Origin of the sequence: Streptomyces sp. NPDC059906 (assembly GCF_042730645.1) — a bacterium.
GTDB classification, from domain to species: Bacteria; Actinomycetota; Actinomycetes; order Streptomycetales; family Streptomycetaceae; genus Streptomyces; species Streptomyces rubrogriseus.
The window spans coordinates 55609-70666 of the sequence record NZ_JBHWKU010000017.1; the positions used below are offsets into that span (position 1 = coordinate 55609).

Annotated in this window: 15 protein-coding genes; 10 read left to right on the plus strand and 5 right to left on the minus strand. The window is 73.5% G+C overall.

Annotated features, from left to right (window positions below; translation table 11 throughout):
* Positions 1-65: 65 nt before the first annotated feature.
* Together ACFV9J_RS24685 and ACFV9J_RS24690 are read right to left on the minus strand one after the other, a co-directional pair.
* Positions 66-497 (minus strand): ATP-binding protein, encoded by a 432-nt coding sequence (locus ACFV9J_RS24685; RefSeq protein ID WP_385357124.1) that lies wholly within the window; start codon positions 495-497, stop codon positions 66-68.
* Positions 498-834: 337 nt separating this feature from the next.
* Positions 835-1743 (minus strand): heavy metal transporter, encoded by a 909-nt coding sequence (locus ACFV9J_RS24690; RefSeq protein ID WP_385357312.1) that lies wholly within the window; start codon positions 1741-1743, stop codon positions 835-837.
* A gap of 146 nt (positions 1744-1889) precedes the next feature.
* Here ACFV9J_RS24690 and dapE point away from each other — a divergent pair, with 146 nt between their 5' ends.
* Positions 1890-2969, plus strand: a complete 1080-nt coding sequence (gene dapE / locus ACFV9J_RS24695) for a succinyl-diaminopimelate desuccinylase (protein ID WP_385357126.1) — start codon at positions 1890-1892, stop codon at positions 2967-2969.
* Between the two features lie 117 nt (positions 2970-3086).
* Entirely contained in the window at positions 3087-3845 is a 759-nt protein-coding gene (locus ACFV9J_RS24700; protein WP_127895185.1) for a TIGR00730 family Rossman fold protein, read from the plus strand.
* A 250-nt stretch (positions 3846-4095) separates the two neighbouring features.
* On the opposite strand, the gene folP is transcribed toward ACFV9J_RS24700, so the two are convergent.
* On the minus strand, positions 4096-4956 hold the full coding sequence (folP, locus tag ACFV9J_RS24705; RefSeq protein WP_385357128.1) for a dihydropteroate synthase: 861 nt from the start codon (positions 4954-4956) through the stop codon (positions 4096-4098).
* Positions 4957-5124: 168 nt separating this feature from the next.
* Between folP and ACFV9J_RS24710 the strand changes: the two genes are divergently transcribed.
* Positions 5125-5484, plus strand: a complete 360-nt coding sequence (locus ACFV9J_RS24710) for a DivIVA domain-containing protein (RefSeq protein ID WP_385357130.1) — start codon at positions 5125-5127, stop codon at positions 5482-5484.
* Positions 5481-6065: a DNA-3-methyladenine glycosylase I gene (locus ACFV9J_RS24715; RefSeq protein WP_385357132.1), complete on the plus strand. Its 585-nt coding sequence runs from the start codon at positions 5481-5483 to the stop codon at positions 6063-6065. Before ACFV9J_RS24710 ends, ACFV9J_RS24715 begins: the two co-directional genes overlap by 4 nt.
* 952 nt (positions 6066-7017) lie before the next feature.
* Here ACFV9J_RS24715 and ACFV9J_RS24720 read toward each other — a convergent pair.
* Positions 7018-7821, minus strand: coding sequence for an enoyl-CoA hydratase/isomerase family protein (locus ACFV9J_RS24720; RefSeq protein WP_385357133.1), 804 nt, complete (start codon positions 7819-7821; stop codon positions 7018-7020).
* Between the two features lie 360 nt (positions 7822-8181).
* Here ACFV9J_RS24720 and ACFV9J_RS24725 point away from each other — a divergent pair, with 360 nt between their 5' ends.
* Positions 8182-8349 (plus strand): DUF3117 domain-containing protein, encoded by a 168-nt coding sequence (locus tag ACFV9J_RS24725; RefSeq protein WP_003966491.1) that lies wholly within the window; start codon positions 8182-8184, stop codon positions 8347-8349.
* A gap of 115 nt (positions 8350-8464) precedes the next feature.
* Here ACFV9J_RS24725 and ACFV9J_RS24730 read toward each other — a convergent pair whose 3' ends face one another.
* Positions 8465-9163 carry an O-methyltransferase gene (locus ACFV9J_RS24730; protein ID WP_078884611.1) on the minus strand — a complete coding sequence of 233 codons (699 nt, stop codon included), beginning with the start codon at positions 9161-9163 and terminating at the stop codon, positions 8465-8467.
* A gap of 246 nt (positions 9164-9409) precedes the next feature.
* On the opposite strand from ACFV9J_RS24730, the gene sigE reads away from it, so the two are divergent.
* From sigE to ACFV9J_RS24755, 5 genes are all read left to right on the plus strand, one after another.
* Positions 9410-10081 carry an RNA polymerase sigma factor SigE gene (gene sigE / locus ACFV9J_RS24735; protein WP_385357134.1) on the plus strand — a complete coding sequence of 224 codons (672 nt, stop codon included), beginning with the start codon at positions 9410-9412 and terminating at the stop codon, positions 10079-10081.
* Complete coding sequence (locus ACFV9J_RS24740; protein ID WP_385357135.1) at positions 10078-11067, plus strand: anti-sigma factor family protein; 990 nt, start codon at positions 10078-10080, stop codon at positions 11065-11067. The genes sigE and ACFV9J_RS24740 overlap by 4 nt, the downstream gene beginning before the upstream one ends.
* 94 nt (positions 11068-11161) lie before the next feature.
* The gene (locus ACFV9J_RS24745; protein ID WP_385357136.1) at positions 11162-13495 is read left to right on the plus strand and encodes a trypsin-like peptidase domain-containing protein; all 2334 of its coding nucleotides are present in this window, start codon (positions 11162-11164) and stop codon (positions 13493-13495) included.
* Between the two features lie 146 nt (positions 13496-13641).
* The gene (locus tag ACFV9J_RS24750; RefSeq protein WP_385357137.1) at positions 13642-14130 is read left to right on the plus strand and encodes a sec-independent translocase; all 489 of its coding nucleotides are present in this window, start codon (positions 13642-13644) and stop codon (positions 14128-14130) included.
* Between the two features lie 231 nt (positions 14131-14361).
* Positions 14362-15033 carry a hypothetical protein gene (locus tag ACFV9J_RS24755; protein WP_385357138.1) on the plus strand — a complete coding sequence of 224 codons (672 nt, stop codon included), beginning with the start codon at positions 14362-14364 and terminating at the stop codon, positions 15031-15033.
* Positions 15034-15058: the final 25 nt, after the last annotated feature.

Genomic DNA, 15058 nt, shown 5'->3' on the forward strand with positions numbered 1-15058 from the left:
CCCACGTAGGCAAGCAAAACGCCGGGCCCTGGGAACCCCAGGACCCGGCACCGTACAGCCCGGCGCTAGCCGATCGGCAGCCCCTGCACCGGCAGCCCACCCTTGCCCAGCGCGTCCGTCGGCAGCCCACCCTTCGTGGCGGTCGCCGCCGTGTCACCCACGATGTCCCCGGCGGAGCCCGCCGCGTCCCCGGCCGCGTTCTGCGCCGCCGGCGTGGCCTTCTTGACGACCGATCCACCGGTCTTGCCGGCGGTCGGCACGGCCTTCTTGACGGCCTTGCCGCCGGTGTTGCCCGCCGTGTCGGTGACGCTCTCGGCCGCGGAGGCGGCGGTGTTGCCGACGTTCGCGCCGTCCAGGGCGGTCAGTCCCCCGAGGTTCGGGGTGGCCGGCAGTTCGGGAGCCGCGCTGGCGGAGCCGGCCGCACCGACCCCGGCAGCCGCTCCCGCAGCGACGAGCAGCGCGGCACGGGCGATCCGGCGGGTCAGGGGGAGGGACATGATGCTCCTTGGGCGTAAGTCGACAGCAACGATGGGAAATCCGACCGGGCCCGGTGGGCGACCGGAGAGTGATCGACCGGGCTCGGACGCAGTGACTACCGCTCGAGAGCCACGAAGGTTGCGGCGACCCAACGTAAAGAGTTGGCAATGTGTCGCATTATCAGGTGCACAGAAAAACGGGCAAAAGGGCGCCGGTCGGAAAGTCTGCTGAATCCTTACGGCCCTTGATTTTCCTGGGGCGCGACGCGTTCGGGGGTGAGGGTGCGAAAACCCGTGCTCCGCGTCGACTTCACGCCGACGCGGGTCACTCGCGGAGATGACGCTTCGTACGGGCGTGCTACCGGGCGGACGTGATCCGCACCGCTCCCGCCGCCCGCTCCGCGCCCCCCGCGCCCTCGGTGCCCGTCGGGTACCACTTGCTGTCGGTGTTGCCCGCGGTCCACTCCCGGCCCGCGTAGGTGACCCGCTGGATGTGCAGCGAGGAGGCGTTGGCCACCGCCCAGTGCGCCAACTGCCAGCCGCGCCGCCCCTGCTCCCGGGCCGAGCCGGAACCGGTGCCGCCGGTCACCGGCAGTGTCACGGTCCGCTCGTCGGAACCGGTCGCGGCGGGCCGCCGGGACGCGGCGTCGCCGCCCACCTCCGCGCCGGCCGGTCGCAGTACGTCGTGCCCGAAGTCCCGCACCAGCGCCGCGCGGACCGCGTCCGGCCCCTTCTCCGGAGTCGCGCCGGGGCGCCCGTCGCAGGTCAGGGTGGCCGCCGACCGCCCGGTGAGCGCGGCGGCGAGCAACTCGGCGTCCGGTTCGTGCTTGGCGTAGGCGGACGGGAAGGCGCTGCGCTGCACCCGCTGGGCGGCGTCGGTCAGCGGGAGGTCGAGGTAGCCGGGCACCTCGACCAGGTGGTCGTAGAACAGGCCCGCCGAGTACGCCGGGTCCATGATCTCCTCGGGCTTGCCCCAGCCCTGCGAGGGCCGCTGCTGGAACAGGCCGAGCGAGTCCTTGTCGCCGTGGTCCAGATTGCGCAGCGCCGACTCCTGCAGCGCGGTCGCCAGCGCGATCGTCACGGCCCGCTCGGGCAGCTTGCGGGCGGTGCCCACGGCGGTGATCGTCGCCGCGTTCACCGCCTGCTCCGGCGTGAACTCGTAGGTCGTCCGCTCGCCCTTGCCGCCGGCCACCTTGCACCCCGGAGCGCCCGCGCCCCCGGTGACGTACTGCACCGCCAGATAACCGGCGACCGCGAGCAGAACCATGGAGGCGGCGCCCGAACGGGCGAGGCGGCCACGGCGTTTGCGAGGTGGGGACGGCTGGAGCACGCGTACAAGGTACTGGAGGGTAGGGTCCGGTGTCCGCCGGGTGCGCACCTTGCCCGAAAGGGCAGGGCGCTAGGGTCGGGACCATGGCCGATACCCCGCTTGACCTCACGCTGGACGCCGCAGAGCTTACCGCGCGGCTCGTCGACTTCCCGTCCGAGAGCGGCACCGAGAAGCCCCTGGCGGACGCGATCGAGAGCGCCCTGCGGTCCCTGCCGCACCTGTCGGTCGAGCGGTACGGCAACAACGTCGTCGCCCGTACGGACCTGGGCCGCGACGAGCGCGTGATCCTGGCCGGCCACATCGACACGGTGCCCATCGCGGACAACGTCCCCTCCCGGCTGGACGAGGACGGGGTCCTGTGGGGCTGCGGCACCTGCGACATGAAGGCGGGCGTCGCGGTCCAGCTGCGCATCGCGGCCACCGTCCCCGCCCCCAACCGCGACCTGACCTTCGTCTTCTACGACAACGAGGAGGTCGCCGCCGAGCTGAACGGCCTGAAGCACGTCGCCGAGGCGCATCCCGAGTGGCTGGAGGGCGACTTCGCGGTGCTCCTCGAACCGTCCGACGGCCAGGTGGAGGGCGGCTGCCAGGGCACCCTGCGGGTGCTGCTGAAGACCGCGGGGGAGCGGGCGCACTCGGCGCGCTCCTGGATGGGCTCCAACGCCATCCACGCCGCCGCCCCGATCCTCGCGCGCCTCGCGGCGTACGAGCCCCGTTACCCGGTCATCGACGGACTGGAGTACCGCGAGGGCCTCAACGCGGTCGGCATCACGGGCGGGGTGGCCGGCAACGTCATCCCCGACGAGTGCGTGGTCACCGTCAACTTCCGCTACGCCCCCGATCGCAGCCCGGAGGACGCCCTCGCCCACGTGCGCGAGGTCTTCGCGGACTGCGGGGTGACGGAGTTCGTGGTCGACGACCACAGCGGCGCGGCCCTGCCCGGCCTGTCGCACCCGGCCGCGGCGGCCTTCATCGAGGCGGTGGGCGGCACCCCGCAGCCCAAGTACGGCTGGACGGACGTGTCCCGTTTCTCCGCGCTCGGCGTCCCGGCGGTCAACTACGGCCCCGGCAACCCGCACTTGGCGCACAAGCGCGACGAGCGGGTCGAGGTGGCGAAGATCCTCGCGGGGGAGGAGCGTCTGCGCTCCTGGCTGACGGCATGATCCACGGTGCCCGCGGCGGGTTTATGCCGCTGCGTGGCGGACATGCTGAGGTCCCTCGTACGTAACCCGCGTAGATCTACGCTGAGGTGGAAGAACCTGCAACTGGAGGGAGCGCGCATGGCTACCGGCAACCCCGAGGGCAAGAAGCGGCCACCGGAGGAGCAGCGCCTGGGCCCCGTCCTCCGGCGGCGGGGCCAGGTGCAGGAGAGCACCACGGACCAGCGCCTGCTGGACGAGCGTGCTCCGACGGACTGGGTGCACACCGACCCCTGGCGCGTGCTGCGCATCCAGTCGGAGTTCATCGAGGGCTTCGGCACGCTGGCCGAACTGCCGCCCGCCATCAGCGTCTTCGGCTCCGCGCGTACGGCCGTGGACTCACCGGAGTACGAGGCGGGCGTGCGGCTGGGTCGCGGGCTGGTGGAGGCGGGCTTCGCCGTCATCACCGGCGGCGGGCCCGGCGCCATGGAGGCGGCCAACAAGGGCGCCCTGGAGGCGAAGGGCACCTCGGTCGGCCTGGGCATCGAACTGCCCTTCGAGCAGGGGCTCAACCCCTACGTCGACATCGGCCTGAACTTCCGCTACTTCTTCGTCCGCAAGATGATGTTCGTGAAGTACGCCCAGGGCTTCGTCGTGCTGCCCGGCGGTCTCGGCACCCTGGACGAACTCTTCGAGGCCCTCACCCTGGTGCAGACCCAGAAGGTGACCCGCTTCCCCATCGTGCTGTTCGGCTCGGAGTACTGGGGCGGGCTGGTCGACTGGCTCCGCGGCACCCTGGTGGCCCAGGGCAAGGCCGCGGAGAAGGACCTCATGCTCTTCCACGTCACCGACGACGTGGACGAGGCGGTCGCCCTGGTCTCCAAGGAGGCGGGCCGGTAACGCGGCCGGCCCCGGCGGGGGCGAGCCCTGGGCCGACCCCCGCCGAAGCCCTGGGGCCTGTCTGACAATTCCCGTCTGCCGCGCGACGCCATGCACGCCCTCTCGCCGCACCGGCCCCAGACCCGAGTACGGCCAGTACGCGGGTCTGGGACCGGCGCTCCCCCAGCCTCCGGCCGGGGGGACCCCCAGAGCACGCACCTGACGCCCCGCGGCCGCCCTTCGGGCGACGACGCGAATTGTCAGACTGGCCCTAGGCCAGCCCCCGCCGCGCCACCGCCGGCTCCCGGTGCCCGGCGATCGTCGCCACCATGTCCAGCACCTGCCGGGTCTCCGCCACCTCGTGCACCCGGTACACCCTGGCCCCCAGCCATGCCGACACCGCCGTCGTCGCCAGCGTGCCGATCAGCCGTTCCTTCACCGGCCGGTCCAGCGTCTCCCCGACGAAGTCCTTGTTCGACAGGGACACCAGCACCGGCCACCCCGTCTCCACCATCTCCCCGAGCCGTCGCGTCGCCTCCAGGCTGTGCCGGGTGTTCTTCCCGAAGTCGTGCCCGGGGTCGATCAGCACCGACTCCCGCGGCACGCCCAGCCCCACCGCCCGCTCGGCCAGCCCCAGCGTCACCCGCAGGACGTCGGCCACGACGTCGTCGTACGTCACCCGGTGCGGCCGGGTCCTCGGCTCGGCGCCGCCCGCGTGCGTGCACACCAGCCCCACCCCGTACCGGGCCGCGACCTCCGCGAGCTTCGGGTCGACGCCGCCCCACGCGTCGTTCAGCAGGTCCGCCCCGGCCTCGCACACGGCCTCGCCGACCTCGTGCCGCCAGGTGTCCACGCTGATCACGACGTCCGGGTACCGCCGTCGCACCTCCGCGACGAAGCCCACCGTCCGCCGCGCCTCCTCAGTGGCCGACACCTCGTCCCCGGGACCGGCCTTCACCCCGCCGACGTCGATGATCGCGGCGCCCTCGGCCACGGCCTGCTCCACGCGCGCGAGGGCGGGCTCGTCGCCGAAGGTCGCCCCCCGGTCGTAGAAGGAGTCCGGGGTACGGTTCACGATCGCCATGATCACCGGCTCGTGCGCCGCGAATTCGCGTCTGCCCAGCCTGAGCATCCCCTGTGACATCTCCTCGTCCACACCGTTCTCTCGTGCCGCTCTCGACTCCGGGCGGGTGGCCCTTCGACCACCGCGGCCCCGACTGTCAGACTCGCATGGCACGATCGGACCCGACACAACCGACTCCGGCACAACCGACGCCGACCCGACCATGGGGGCCCAGCGATGGTCATGTTCCTGTTCCTCGTCATCGCGCTGGCCGTCGTCGTGGCCGCGGTGACGCTCGCCGTGGTGGGCGGCGGCGAGAGCGGGCCGCTGCCCGACGCCGCACCCGAGCGGGTGAGGGACGCGCTGCCCCCTGACCGCCCGGTGGGCCGCGGGGACGTGGAGCGGCTGCGCTTCCCGCTCGTGGTCCGCGGCTACCGCATGGCCGAGGTCGACGACGCCCTCGGCCGCCTCGGCGCCGAGCTGGCCGAGCGCGAGGCCCGGATCGCCGACCTGGAGTCCGCGCTGGCGGGCGCCCGGGCCGCGGCGGCCCACCGCCACGTCGTCATGGACAAGCCGGACCGGGAGGAGCAGCAGTGAGCGCCGGGGAGGCCGTCGCGGGCCCGGACGGCGCGCTGCGCTGCCCCTGGGCGCTGTCCACCGAGGACTACATCACCTACCACGACGACGAGTGGGGCCGCCCGGTCCACGGCGACGACGCGCTGTACGAGCGGCTCAGCCTGGAGGCCTTCCAGTCCGGCCTGTCCTGGATCACCATCCTGCGCCGCCGCACCGGCTTCCGCAGCGCCTTCGCCGGCTTCGAGATCGCCAGGGTCGCGGCGTTCACCGACACCGACCGCGAGCGCCTGCTCGCCGACACCGGCATCATCCGCAACCGCGCCAAGATCGACGCGACCCTCGTCAACGCGCGCGTGCTGGCCGAGTGGGCCCCCGGCGACCTGGACGAGCTGATCTGGTCGCACGCCCCGGACCCGGCCGGACGACCGGCCCCGAAAACCCTCACCGACGTCCCGGCCGTGACCCCGGAGTCCACGGCCCTGTCCAAGGCCCTGAAGAAGCGGGGCCTGCGCTTCGTCGGCCCGACGACGGCGTACGCGCTGATGCAGGCGTGCGGACTGGTCGACGACCACCTGGCGGCCTGCGCGGCCCGCAGACCTTAAACCGCAGCCCACCTGCCCCCGGCAACCTGCCACCCACCGACCGCCTGCACCGCCCGCCCGCCGCCGGTGACCGGCAGCCCGTCACCCGCCGGGCCGCTACCGCTCGCCGTCGGCCGCCCGCGGCCTGCCACCGGGCCGCCCGTCGCTGTCACCGGCCGCCCGCGGCCTCACCGGCGGCTCGCCGTCAGCCGCGGGGCTGCTTGCCGCCTGCCGTCGGTTGTCTGCAGTCGGTCAAGCGGGATGCTCGTGGCCGTCACCGGCCGCCCGCGGCCTCACCGGCCGCCCGCGGCCTCACCGGCCGCCCGCGGCCTCACCGGCCGCCCGCGGCCTCACCGGCCGCCCGCGGCCTGTCACTGGGCCGCCCGTCGCTGTCACCGGCCGCTCGCGGCCTCGCCAGCGGCTCGTCGTCAGCCGCGGGGCTGCTTGCCGTCCGCCGTCGGACGTCGGTCGTCCGCAGTCGGTCATGCGGGGCGCTCGTCGCCGTCACTGGCCGTCCGCGGACTCACCGGCGGCCCGCCATCAGCCGCCGGGCCGCTTGCCGCCTGCCGTCGGACGTCGGTCGTCCGCAGTCGGTCAAGCGGGATGCTCGTGGCCGTCACCGGCCGCCCGCGGCCTCACCGGCTGTCCGCCGTCAGCCGCGGGGCTGCTTGCCGCTCGCCGTCGGCTGCCCGCGGCCTGTGACCGGGCTGCCCGTCGCTGTCACCGGCCGCCCGCGGCCTCACCGGCGGCTCGCCGTCAGCCGCGGGGCTGCTTGCCGCCTGCCGTCGGACGTCGGTCGTCCGCAGTCGGTCAAGCGGGGGGCTTGTCGCTGTCACCGGCCGCTCGCGGCCTGTCGCTGGCTGCCGGGCCACCTGTCACCGGTCGCGTGCCGCCCGTCGGTGGCCGTCTGTCGGCGGGCGGCCGCGGTGCGTCGGCAGGTGGCTGTCGGCGGTGCATGGCTGCCGGTGTTCGTCTACCGGCCCAGGTACTTCGGCTTCTGCTTCTCGACGAACGCCCGCACCGCGATCGCGTGGTCCTCGGAGGCGCCCGCCCGCGACTGCAGCTCGTCCTCCTTGTCCAGCGTCTCGGACAGCGAGTGCGTCAGCCCGTACGCCATCGCCTCCTTCAGCGCCGCGTACGCCACCGTCGGTCCCCCGGCCAGCGCCCGCGCCGTCTTCTCGGCCTCGGCGCGCAGGTCGGCGGCGGGGACGACCCGGGTGGCGATGCCCAGCTCGTACGCCTCCTGCGCGCGGATGCTGCGCGGGAAGAGCAGCAGGTCGGCGGCGCGGCCGGGGCCGACGACGCGCGGCAGCGTCCAGGAGATGCCGGAGTCCGCGGTGAGCGCCACGCCCGCGAAGGACGTGTTGAACGCCGCCGTGTCCGCGACGATCCGGTAGTCCGCGGCGAGCGCGAAACCGAGCCCCGCGCCGGCCGCCACGCCGTTCACGGCGGCGACCACCGGCTTCTCGGCGCCGGCCAGCGCCCGGACGATCGGGTTGTAGTGCTCACGCACCGTGCTCATCGTCTGCCCCGAGCCCGTCTCCCGGTCGGCGGCCAGCAGCCCGATGTGCTCCTTGAGGTCCTGGCCGACACAGAACGCCCGGTCCCCGGCCGCGGTCAGCAGCACCGCCCGTACGGCGTCGTCCGCCGCCGCGGAGCGCACCGCGTCACGGAGCGCGACCTTGGTCTCGATGTTCAGCGCGTTCATCGCCTCGGGGCGGTTCAGCGTGATCGTCGCGAGCCCGTCGCTCACTTCGTAGAGCACGGTGTCGGCCATGGGGATCCCCTCCGCGTCGTGGCATGCAGTGGCATGTGTCCGGGAGACAGCATGACGGAGATCACCGGGAAGGGATCGCTCATGAGGTGTGACCTGCGTCAAAGAAACCCGGTCCGTATCCATTCGGTGGAAGTGCGTGAGGGCGCGCAGTATCGCAGTCACATCGCCGAATTGAGTGGTTTTGCTCGCGCGCGTTGCCCAAGCGATGCCGACCTATGTTGGTCATCGGGTCCTGGGATGCGGGATAATGGCTGGGAAGCAATGTGTTCGATGCCGGTGTCGCGCGTCCAAGCCGGACTGCGCGTGCCCTCACGGGCCGTCGGCGGTGACGGTGAGCTGGTATCAGGAAGGGGAACGAGCATGGCGGCCATGAAGCCGCGGACGGGCGATGGCCCGCTCGAGGTGACCAAGGAGGGGCGGGGCATCGTCATGCGCGTTCCGCTCGAAGGCGGCGGGCGGCTCGTCGTCGAGCTGACCCCCGACGAGGCCGACGCCCTCGGCGACGCCCTCAAGAAGGTCGTCGGCTGACGCGCGAGCGACCATACCCGTTCAGTCGCCCCGGTACCGTTCGCGGTGCCGGGGTGATTGTTCTTCCATAGCCTTTCCCGGTGCGCGGGGCGGGGCTTTGCTCCGGCGTTTCGGGTCAGCGCTTCACGGCGCACAGCAGTCCGTCGCCCACCGGGAGCAGTGACGGCACCAGTTCCTGGCTCTCCCGCACCGCGCGCAGCAGCTCCCGCACCCGCAGCACCTCGGTGGGCTGCGGTCCCGAGTCGATCGTGCGGCCGGCGCCGAAGACGCCCTCGAAGGCGACGAGACCCCCCGGGCGCAGCAGGCGCAACGATTCAGCGAGGTAGTCCAGGTACTCCAGCCGGTCGCCGTCGCAGAAGACCAGGTCGTATCCGGCGTCCGCGAGCCGGGGCAGCACGTCCAGGGCGCGCCCGGGAATGAACCGGGCCCGGTTGCTGGCGAAGCCCGCCGCCCGGAAGGCCTGGCGGGCGAACTGCTGGTGCTCCGGCTCCGGGTCGACGGTGGTCAGTACCCCGTCCGGCCGCATGCCGTGCAGCAGATGGATACCGGAGACGCCGCAGCCGGTGCCGATCTCCGCGACGGCCTTGGCGTCCACGGCGGCGGCGAGCAGCCCCAGGGCGGAACCCGTGCCCGGGGTCACCGAGCGCAGGCCGGCCTCGCGGGCCCGGTCGCGTGCCCAGAGCAGCGCGTCGTCCTCGGCGACATAGGCGTCGGCGAACGCCCAGCTCGTCTGCCGGTTGCCGGTAATGACCCTCTCCTGTCCCCGTCGTTGCCTCGGCGTGACTGTATCCGTTGGCGTCGGGAACCCGCAGATGGGACCAGTCGTTTAAAGGGGGAAGCAAAGAGGCGGTGCCGAGAGGCGATCGAGCGGGCCGGGGACGAGCCGTACCGGCCCAGATCAAATTCTCGTAAAACCGCTTATCCGGAGCTAACGGGCGAGGTGGCTATGGTAGGGGCTCCACTGGACACCACCAGAGCCGACAGGGGAGGTGCGGCCGCACCCGCGGATCGGGGTGGAGTGCTGAGGCGCTTCCTCGGATCGGCAGGCAGGCCGAAATCCGTGAACGACACCGCTGCTGACCACAGCCACGCCGACGGTCCCACCACGGGACACGCCCAGACCGCGACCTTCTCCAGCGACGCGGACGGGCAGGCGTGGACTCCGCCCACCTGGGAGGAGATCGTCAGCACCCACAGCGGCCGGGTCTACCGCCTCGCCTACCGCCTCACGGGCAACCAGCACGACGCCGAGGACCTCACCCAAGAGGTCTTCGTCCGTGTCTTCCGCTCCCTGTCGACCTACACGCCGGGCACCTTCGAGGGCTGGCTGCACCGCATCACGACCAATCTCTTCCTGGACATGGTGCGCCGCAAGCAGCGCATCCGGTTCGACGCGCTGGGCGACGACGCGGCCGAGCGGCTGCCCAGCAGGGAGCCCACCCCGCAGCAGCTCTTCCACGACGCCCACTTCGACGCGGACGTCCAGCAGGCGCTGGACACCCTCGCGCCCGAGTTCCGCGCCGCCGTCGTCCTGTGCGACATCGAAGGGCTGTCGTACGAGGAGATCGCCGCGACCCTCGGTGTGAAGCTGGGCACGGTGCGCTCCCGCATCCACCGCGGCCGTTCCCAGCTGCGCAAGGCGCTCGCGCACCGGTCCCCGAAGGCGCGGGCCGACCGTCGCTCGCTGGCGGCCGGTGTGCCCGCACTGGGAGGAGGGGGCACGAGCGCGTGAGTGGGTCACGGCCTGAGTCCGAGGGACACCTCGCAGAGCAGCACCTGGGAGACCGACTCTCCGCCCTGGTGGACGGGGAGCTCGGTCATGACGCGCGTGAGCGCGTGCTGGCGCACGTGGCGACCTGCCCGAAGTGCAAGGCGGAGGTCGACGCGCAGCGCCGGTTGAAGAACGTCTTCGCCCAAGCGGCCCCGCCGGCCCCGTCCGAGAGCTTCCTGGCCCGCCTCCAGGGGCTTCCCGGCGGCGGTGACTCCGACGGCGGCGGCTCGCCGTTCGGCGGGCTGCCCGGAGGCTTCGGCGCGTCCGCGGCCTCCGGCGTCTTCGGCCCGAGGCGGGACGAGCGGTTCGAGTTCGACTACGTCCCCGCCGGGTCGCCCGCCCCGGTGCTGCCGTCCGCCACGTCGGGGCGCGGCTTCCGCATCCACGAGGTGGGCAGGCAGGAGCCCGACCGTTCGGCCTCGCGCGGCCTGCGGTTCGCCTTCGCCGCCGCCGGAGCGGTGTCGCTGGCCGCGATCGCGCTGGGCGGCGTCACCCTCGGCACACCGGACACCACCACCGAGGCACGCGGCTCGGGCAGCGGCAGCAATGTGACGCCGCTGCGCACCCCGGGCTCTGCCGCCGCCACCGGTTCCGAGAGCCAGCGCCGCCGCACGGGCGGGCCGCTGCTCGGGCAGGGGCAGCGCGCGCTCGGTGACCTCCCCGTCGCGTCCACCACGGCCTCGGCGCCACTGCTGCCCGGGATGCCGGCCCCCGCCGGGGGTGACGCACGGCAGCAGGCCGTCCGGGCACTGACCACCCCGGTGACGGCCGGTGCCGCCGCCATGTCCCCGCTGATACGGCCGCTGGAAGCCGTTCCGCCGCTCTCCCTGAGCTCCTGGTCGGCGGCCCCCGAGGTCAGGCCGCCCGGCCTGCTCGCGGCCCCCGTCCCCGCTCCGTCCTCCTACCCGGCGGCTTCCCCGGCCGCCTCCTCTCCTCCGCTTCGCTGACGGGATCTGCGCGCCGGTCCGCGAACCTGATTGAATCCGGGGTGGCGCCAGAGTTCTCGGAGCCGACGATCTGCGGCCAGCTGCGGGGGAGAGCATGAACGAGGGGAAGCCCACGAAGGCGAAGTGGTGGAGTCGTCCCCGCACGTCCGAGGACGCACCCGACGGCGACTTCGAACTGGAACGCCCTCGCCCGGCCCCCACCACGGACACGGCCACCGACGACCGGCCGACCGACGGGGGCGACTTCGAGCTGGCACGCCCGGCGGCGGCTCCCCGCTCGACCGAAGCGGGCGACTACGAGCTGGACCTGCCCCGGCCCGACCGGGACGAACCGACGGACACGCCCCCGCATCCACGCACGGCCCGCGAAGCCGACACCGACCCGGCAACCGGCCCGGGCACACACCAGCAGCCAGGCGCCGACGCCGCCGAGTCGACGGCGGTCGGCGGGCCGGGGCAGGGCGGTCTTCCGGCCGGTCTGTCGACGGCCGCCGGTCCAGCGGTGGTCGCCGGGTCGCAGGGGCAGGGAGGTGCGGGCGCCGCCGAGCCGACGGTGGTCGGTGGGCCAGGGCAGGGCGGTCTTCCGGCCGGTCTGTCGACGGCCGCCGGTCCAGCGGTGGCTGCCGGTCCAGCGATTGCCGCCGGGGCGCCGGGGCAGGGAGGTGCCGACGCCGCCGAGTTGCCGGATGCCGGTCTGCCCAGGCAGGGGGACCGGGACCGGCAAGCGGCCCCGGCGGTGGACGCGGAGGCGCGGTCCCACGCGGGGGCCGGCTCCGTTCCGGCCGCCGACGGCACGTCCGACGCCGGGCGGCCCAAGCCGCTGCACGAACCCGACCCGTACAGCACCCCGCCGTACGGCGAGCCCGGCCCCTGGGCCCCCGCACCGCCGGTCCAGCACCCCGCGGCCACCCCGGCGCACGGCACGGTGACGGCCGCGGCAGGGGCGCCGCACGCCCCGGTCGCGCCCGCGACGGAGGGCCCGCACGCCCCGGTCGCGCCTGCGACAGACGGCCCGCAGACCCACGCCCCGGTCGCGCCCGCGACAGACGGCCCGCACGCCCACGCGCCGCACGCCCCGGGCGCGCCGTCGGTGTCGCCGCCCGCGGGTGCGGTGCCTGACCCCGCGTTCGCGGACGCCCCGCCCCCGGTGCCGCCGACGGCGCGGGAGCAGCATCCGGCGCCGGCCGCCCCGGCGTACGACACGGCGCCCCACGACGCGGCGGCCCCGCCCGTCGATCCGTGGGGGCGTTACGACCCCTGGGCCGCCTCCGCACAGCACCACGACGCGGCCGACCGCGCGCCGAAGCGGCGACGCGGGCCGCGAGCGAAGGCGCTCGTCGGCGGGGCGCTGCTCATCGCCCTGGTCTCCGGCGGCATCGGCGGCGGCGTGGGCGCGTACCTGGAACGGAACGGCGGCGTGGGCACCGTCGAGCTGCCCCAGGCCGGCCCCGAGGCGGCCGAGCGGGACCCGGACAGCGTCGCGGGCATCGCCGCGCGTGCCCTGCCCAGCGTGGTGACCCTGCACGTGAGCGGCAGCGAGGCGGCCGGTACCGGCACCGGGTTCGTACTCGACGGCCGCGGCCACATCCTGACCAACAACCACGTCGTGGAGCCCGCAGGCTCCGGCGGCGAGATCACCGTGACCTTCAACAGCGGCGACACCGCCGAGGCCGAGGTCGTCGGCCGGGACAGCGGGTACGACCTCGCCGTGGTGAAGGTCAAGGGCGTCAGCGGCCTCACCCCCCTGCCCCTCGGCAACTCCGACAACGTGCGCGTCGGCGACCCCGTCGTCGCCATCGGCGCCCCCTTCGACCTGGCCGGCACGGTCACCTCCGGCATCATCAGCGCCAAGGAACGGCCCATCACCGCGGGCGGCGAGGAGGGCGACGGCAGCGACATCTCGTACGTCGACGCCCTGCAGACCGACGCGCCCATCAACCCCGGCAACTCCGGCGGCCCCCTCCTGGACGCGCGGGGCCGGGCCATCGGCATCAACTCCGCCATCCGCTCCGCCGACAGCGGCAGCGCCGAGTCGGACGACGGGCAGGCCGGTTCCATAGGCCTCGGCTTCGCCATCCCCATCAACCAGGGCAAGCGCGTCGCCGAGGAACTGATCAACACCGGCAAGGCCACCCACCCCGTCATCGGCATCACCCTCGACATGAACTACACGGGTGACGGCGCCCGCGTGAGTGCCAAGGGCGGCGACGGCGGCCCCGCGGTCACCACCGGCGGCCCCGGCGCCGAGGCGGGCATCAAGCCCGGGGACGTGATCACCGCGGTCGACGGACAACGCGTGCACTCCGGCGAGGAACTCATCGTCAAGACCCGCGCCCACCGCCCCGGCGACCGCCTGGAACTGACCCTGGAACGCGACGGCAAGGAGACGAAGGTCTCACTGGTGCTCGGCTCCTCCGGCGGCGACTGACCGCCGGAAGGTCCCGACAAGGCGCCAGGAAGGCAAACAATTCGGAAAGCGCTCACGTACACCCACTCGGGGCTCACGGGACGGTACCGGTCGGACGGGATCGGCGGGTACCGTGGTGGCGGCCCGGACATCCCAAGGAGCTTCAGGTGTTCAATGACATAGGCGCACTAGAGCTGGTGACGCTCGTCGTCCTCGCCGTGCTCGTCTTCGGTCCGGACAAGCTCCCCAAGGTCATCCAGGACGTGACGCGCACCATCCGGAAGATCCGGGAGTTCTCGGACAGCGCCAAGCAGGACATCCGCCAGGAGCTGGGCCCCGAGTTCAAGGACTTCGAGTTCGAGGACCTCAACCCCAAGACGTTCCTCCGCAAGCAGCTGGACAACGACGAGCTGGGGCTCAAGGAGCTCCGCAACGGCTTCGACCTGAAGAAGGAGATGGCCGAGGTCACCGACGCGGTCCACGGCCGCGACGCGGAGCCCTCGTCCTCGGGATCGCCCTCGGGGTCGTCCTCCGGATCGTCGTCCGCCGCGTCCGGCGACGGCCGCGTCGACATGTCGAAGAAGCCCGAGACGCCCGGGAAGACCGGCAAGCCCGCCGCCGACGACCGCCCGCCCTTCGACATGGACGCCACCTGACCCGGCTCCTCCCACGCCCGGCCCGCGGACCGGGAACGTGACGTGTCTCATACTCCGGACGGGGCGCACAGGCCCTGAAGGCGACGCCCGCGCGGCTCACGCGCCGGGCGATTTCCCGGCTGCCGCCAGCGGGGTGGCTATGCTGCCCGAGTTGTTGTGCGGACCGGACGAGTGCGCCCGAAGGGGGGCGGGCCGTTCCGGTCCGACGAGAGCGAGGAGGCGTCCGGGCACATGGAGACGACGAGTCGGGCAGTCGCGCAGGCGCCGGCCGCGGAGGGCGGACCACAGTCCCCCTCCGGCCGGGGTACGGTCGACGGCTACCTGCGTGCGCCCTTCCCGTGGTACGGCCTCGACGAGGCCTTCACGGGGCGGCGCCGGCTGATGCAGATCGGTACGGCGGCCGACGGGGCCGTGGAACACGGCTCGATCGGGCACGGCGACGAACCGTCGGTGCGCAACGAGCACGTCGCGGGCGACGAGCAGGACGCCAAGGAGAAGTTCGCGGTCGTCGTGACCGTCGCGGCCAACCCCGACCGGCGCAGCGCCGACGGCACCGGCCTGCTGGAGGCCACCTCGGTGTCCTCGGCGGCCTGGCTGGCCGGCGTGGGGCTGCTGTCCTTCACCTGGCCCGGCCAGATGGACCACTCGCTGCGCGACGACTGGCTGGAGCAGCAGACGGAGACCGCGTGGGTCCTCGCGGACGACCTCGACGGCGAGGACTGGACGACGCTGTCCCTGCCGGTGGACGGCGCACCGACGCCCTTCCACTACCGGGAGTCCGAGTTCGGCTGGGTGCTGGCCGGTTCGACCGAGCAGGGCGTGCACCTCGGCGCGTACGGACGGGGCATGAGCGCGTACGGGCTGGCCTTCGCCGTCGTCAAGGACATCGCCGCGTACGCCTAGCCGGCGGTCGCGGGTACGAGGAGGG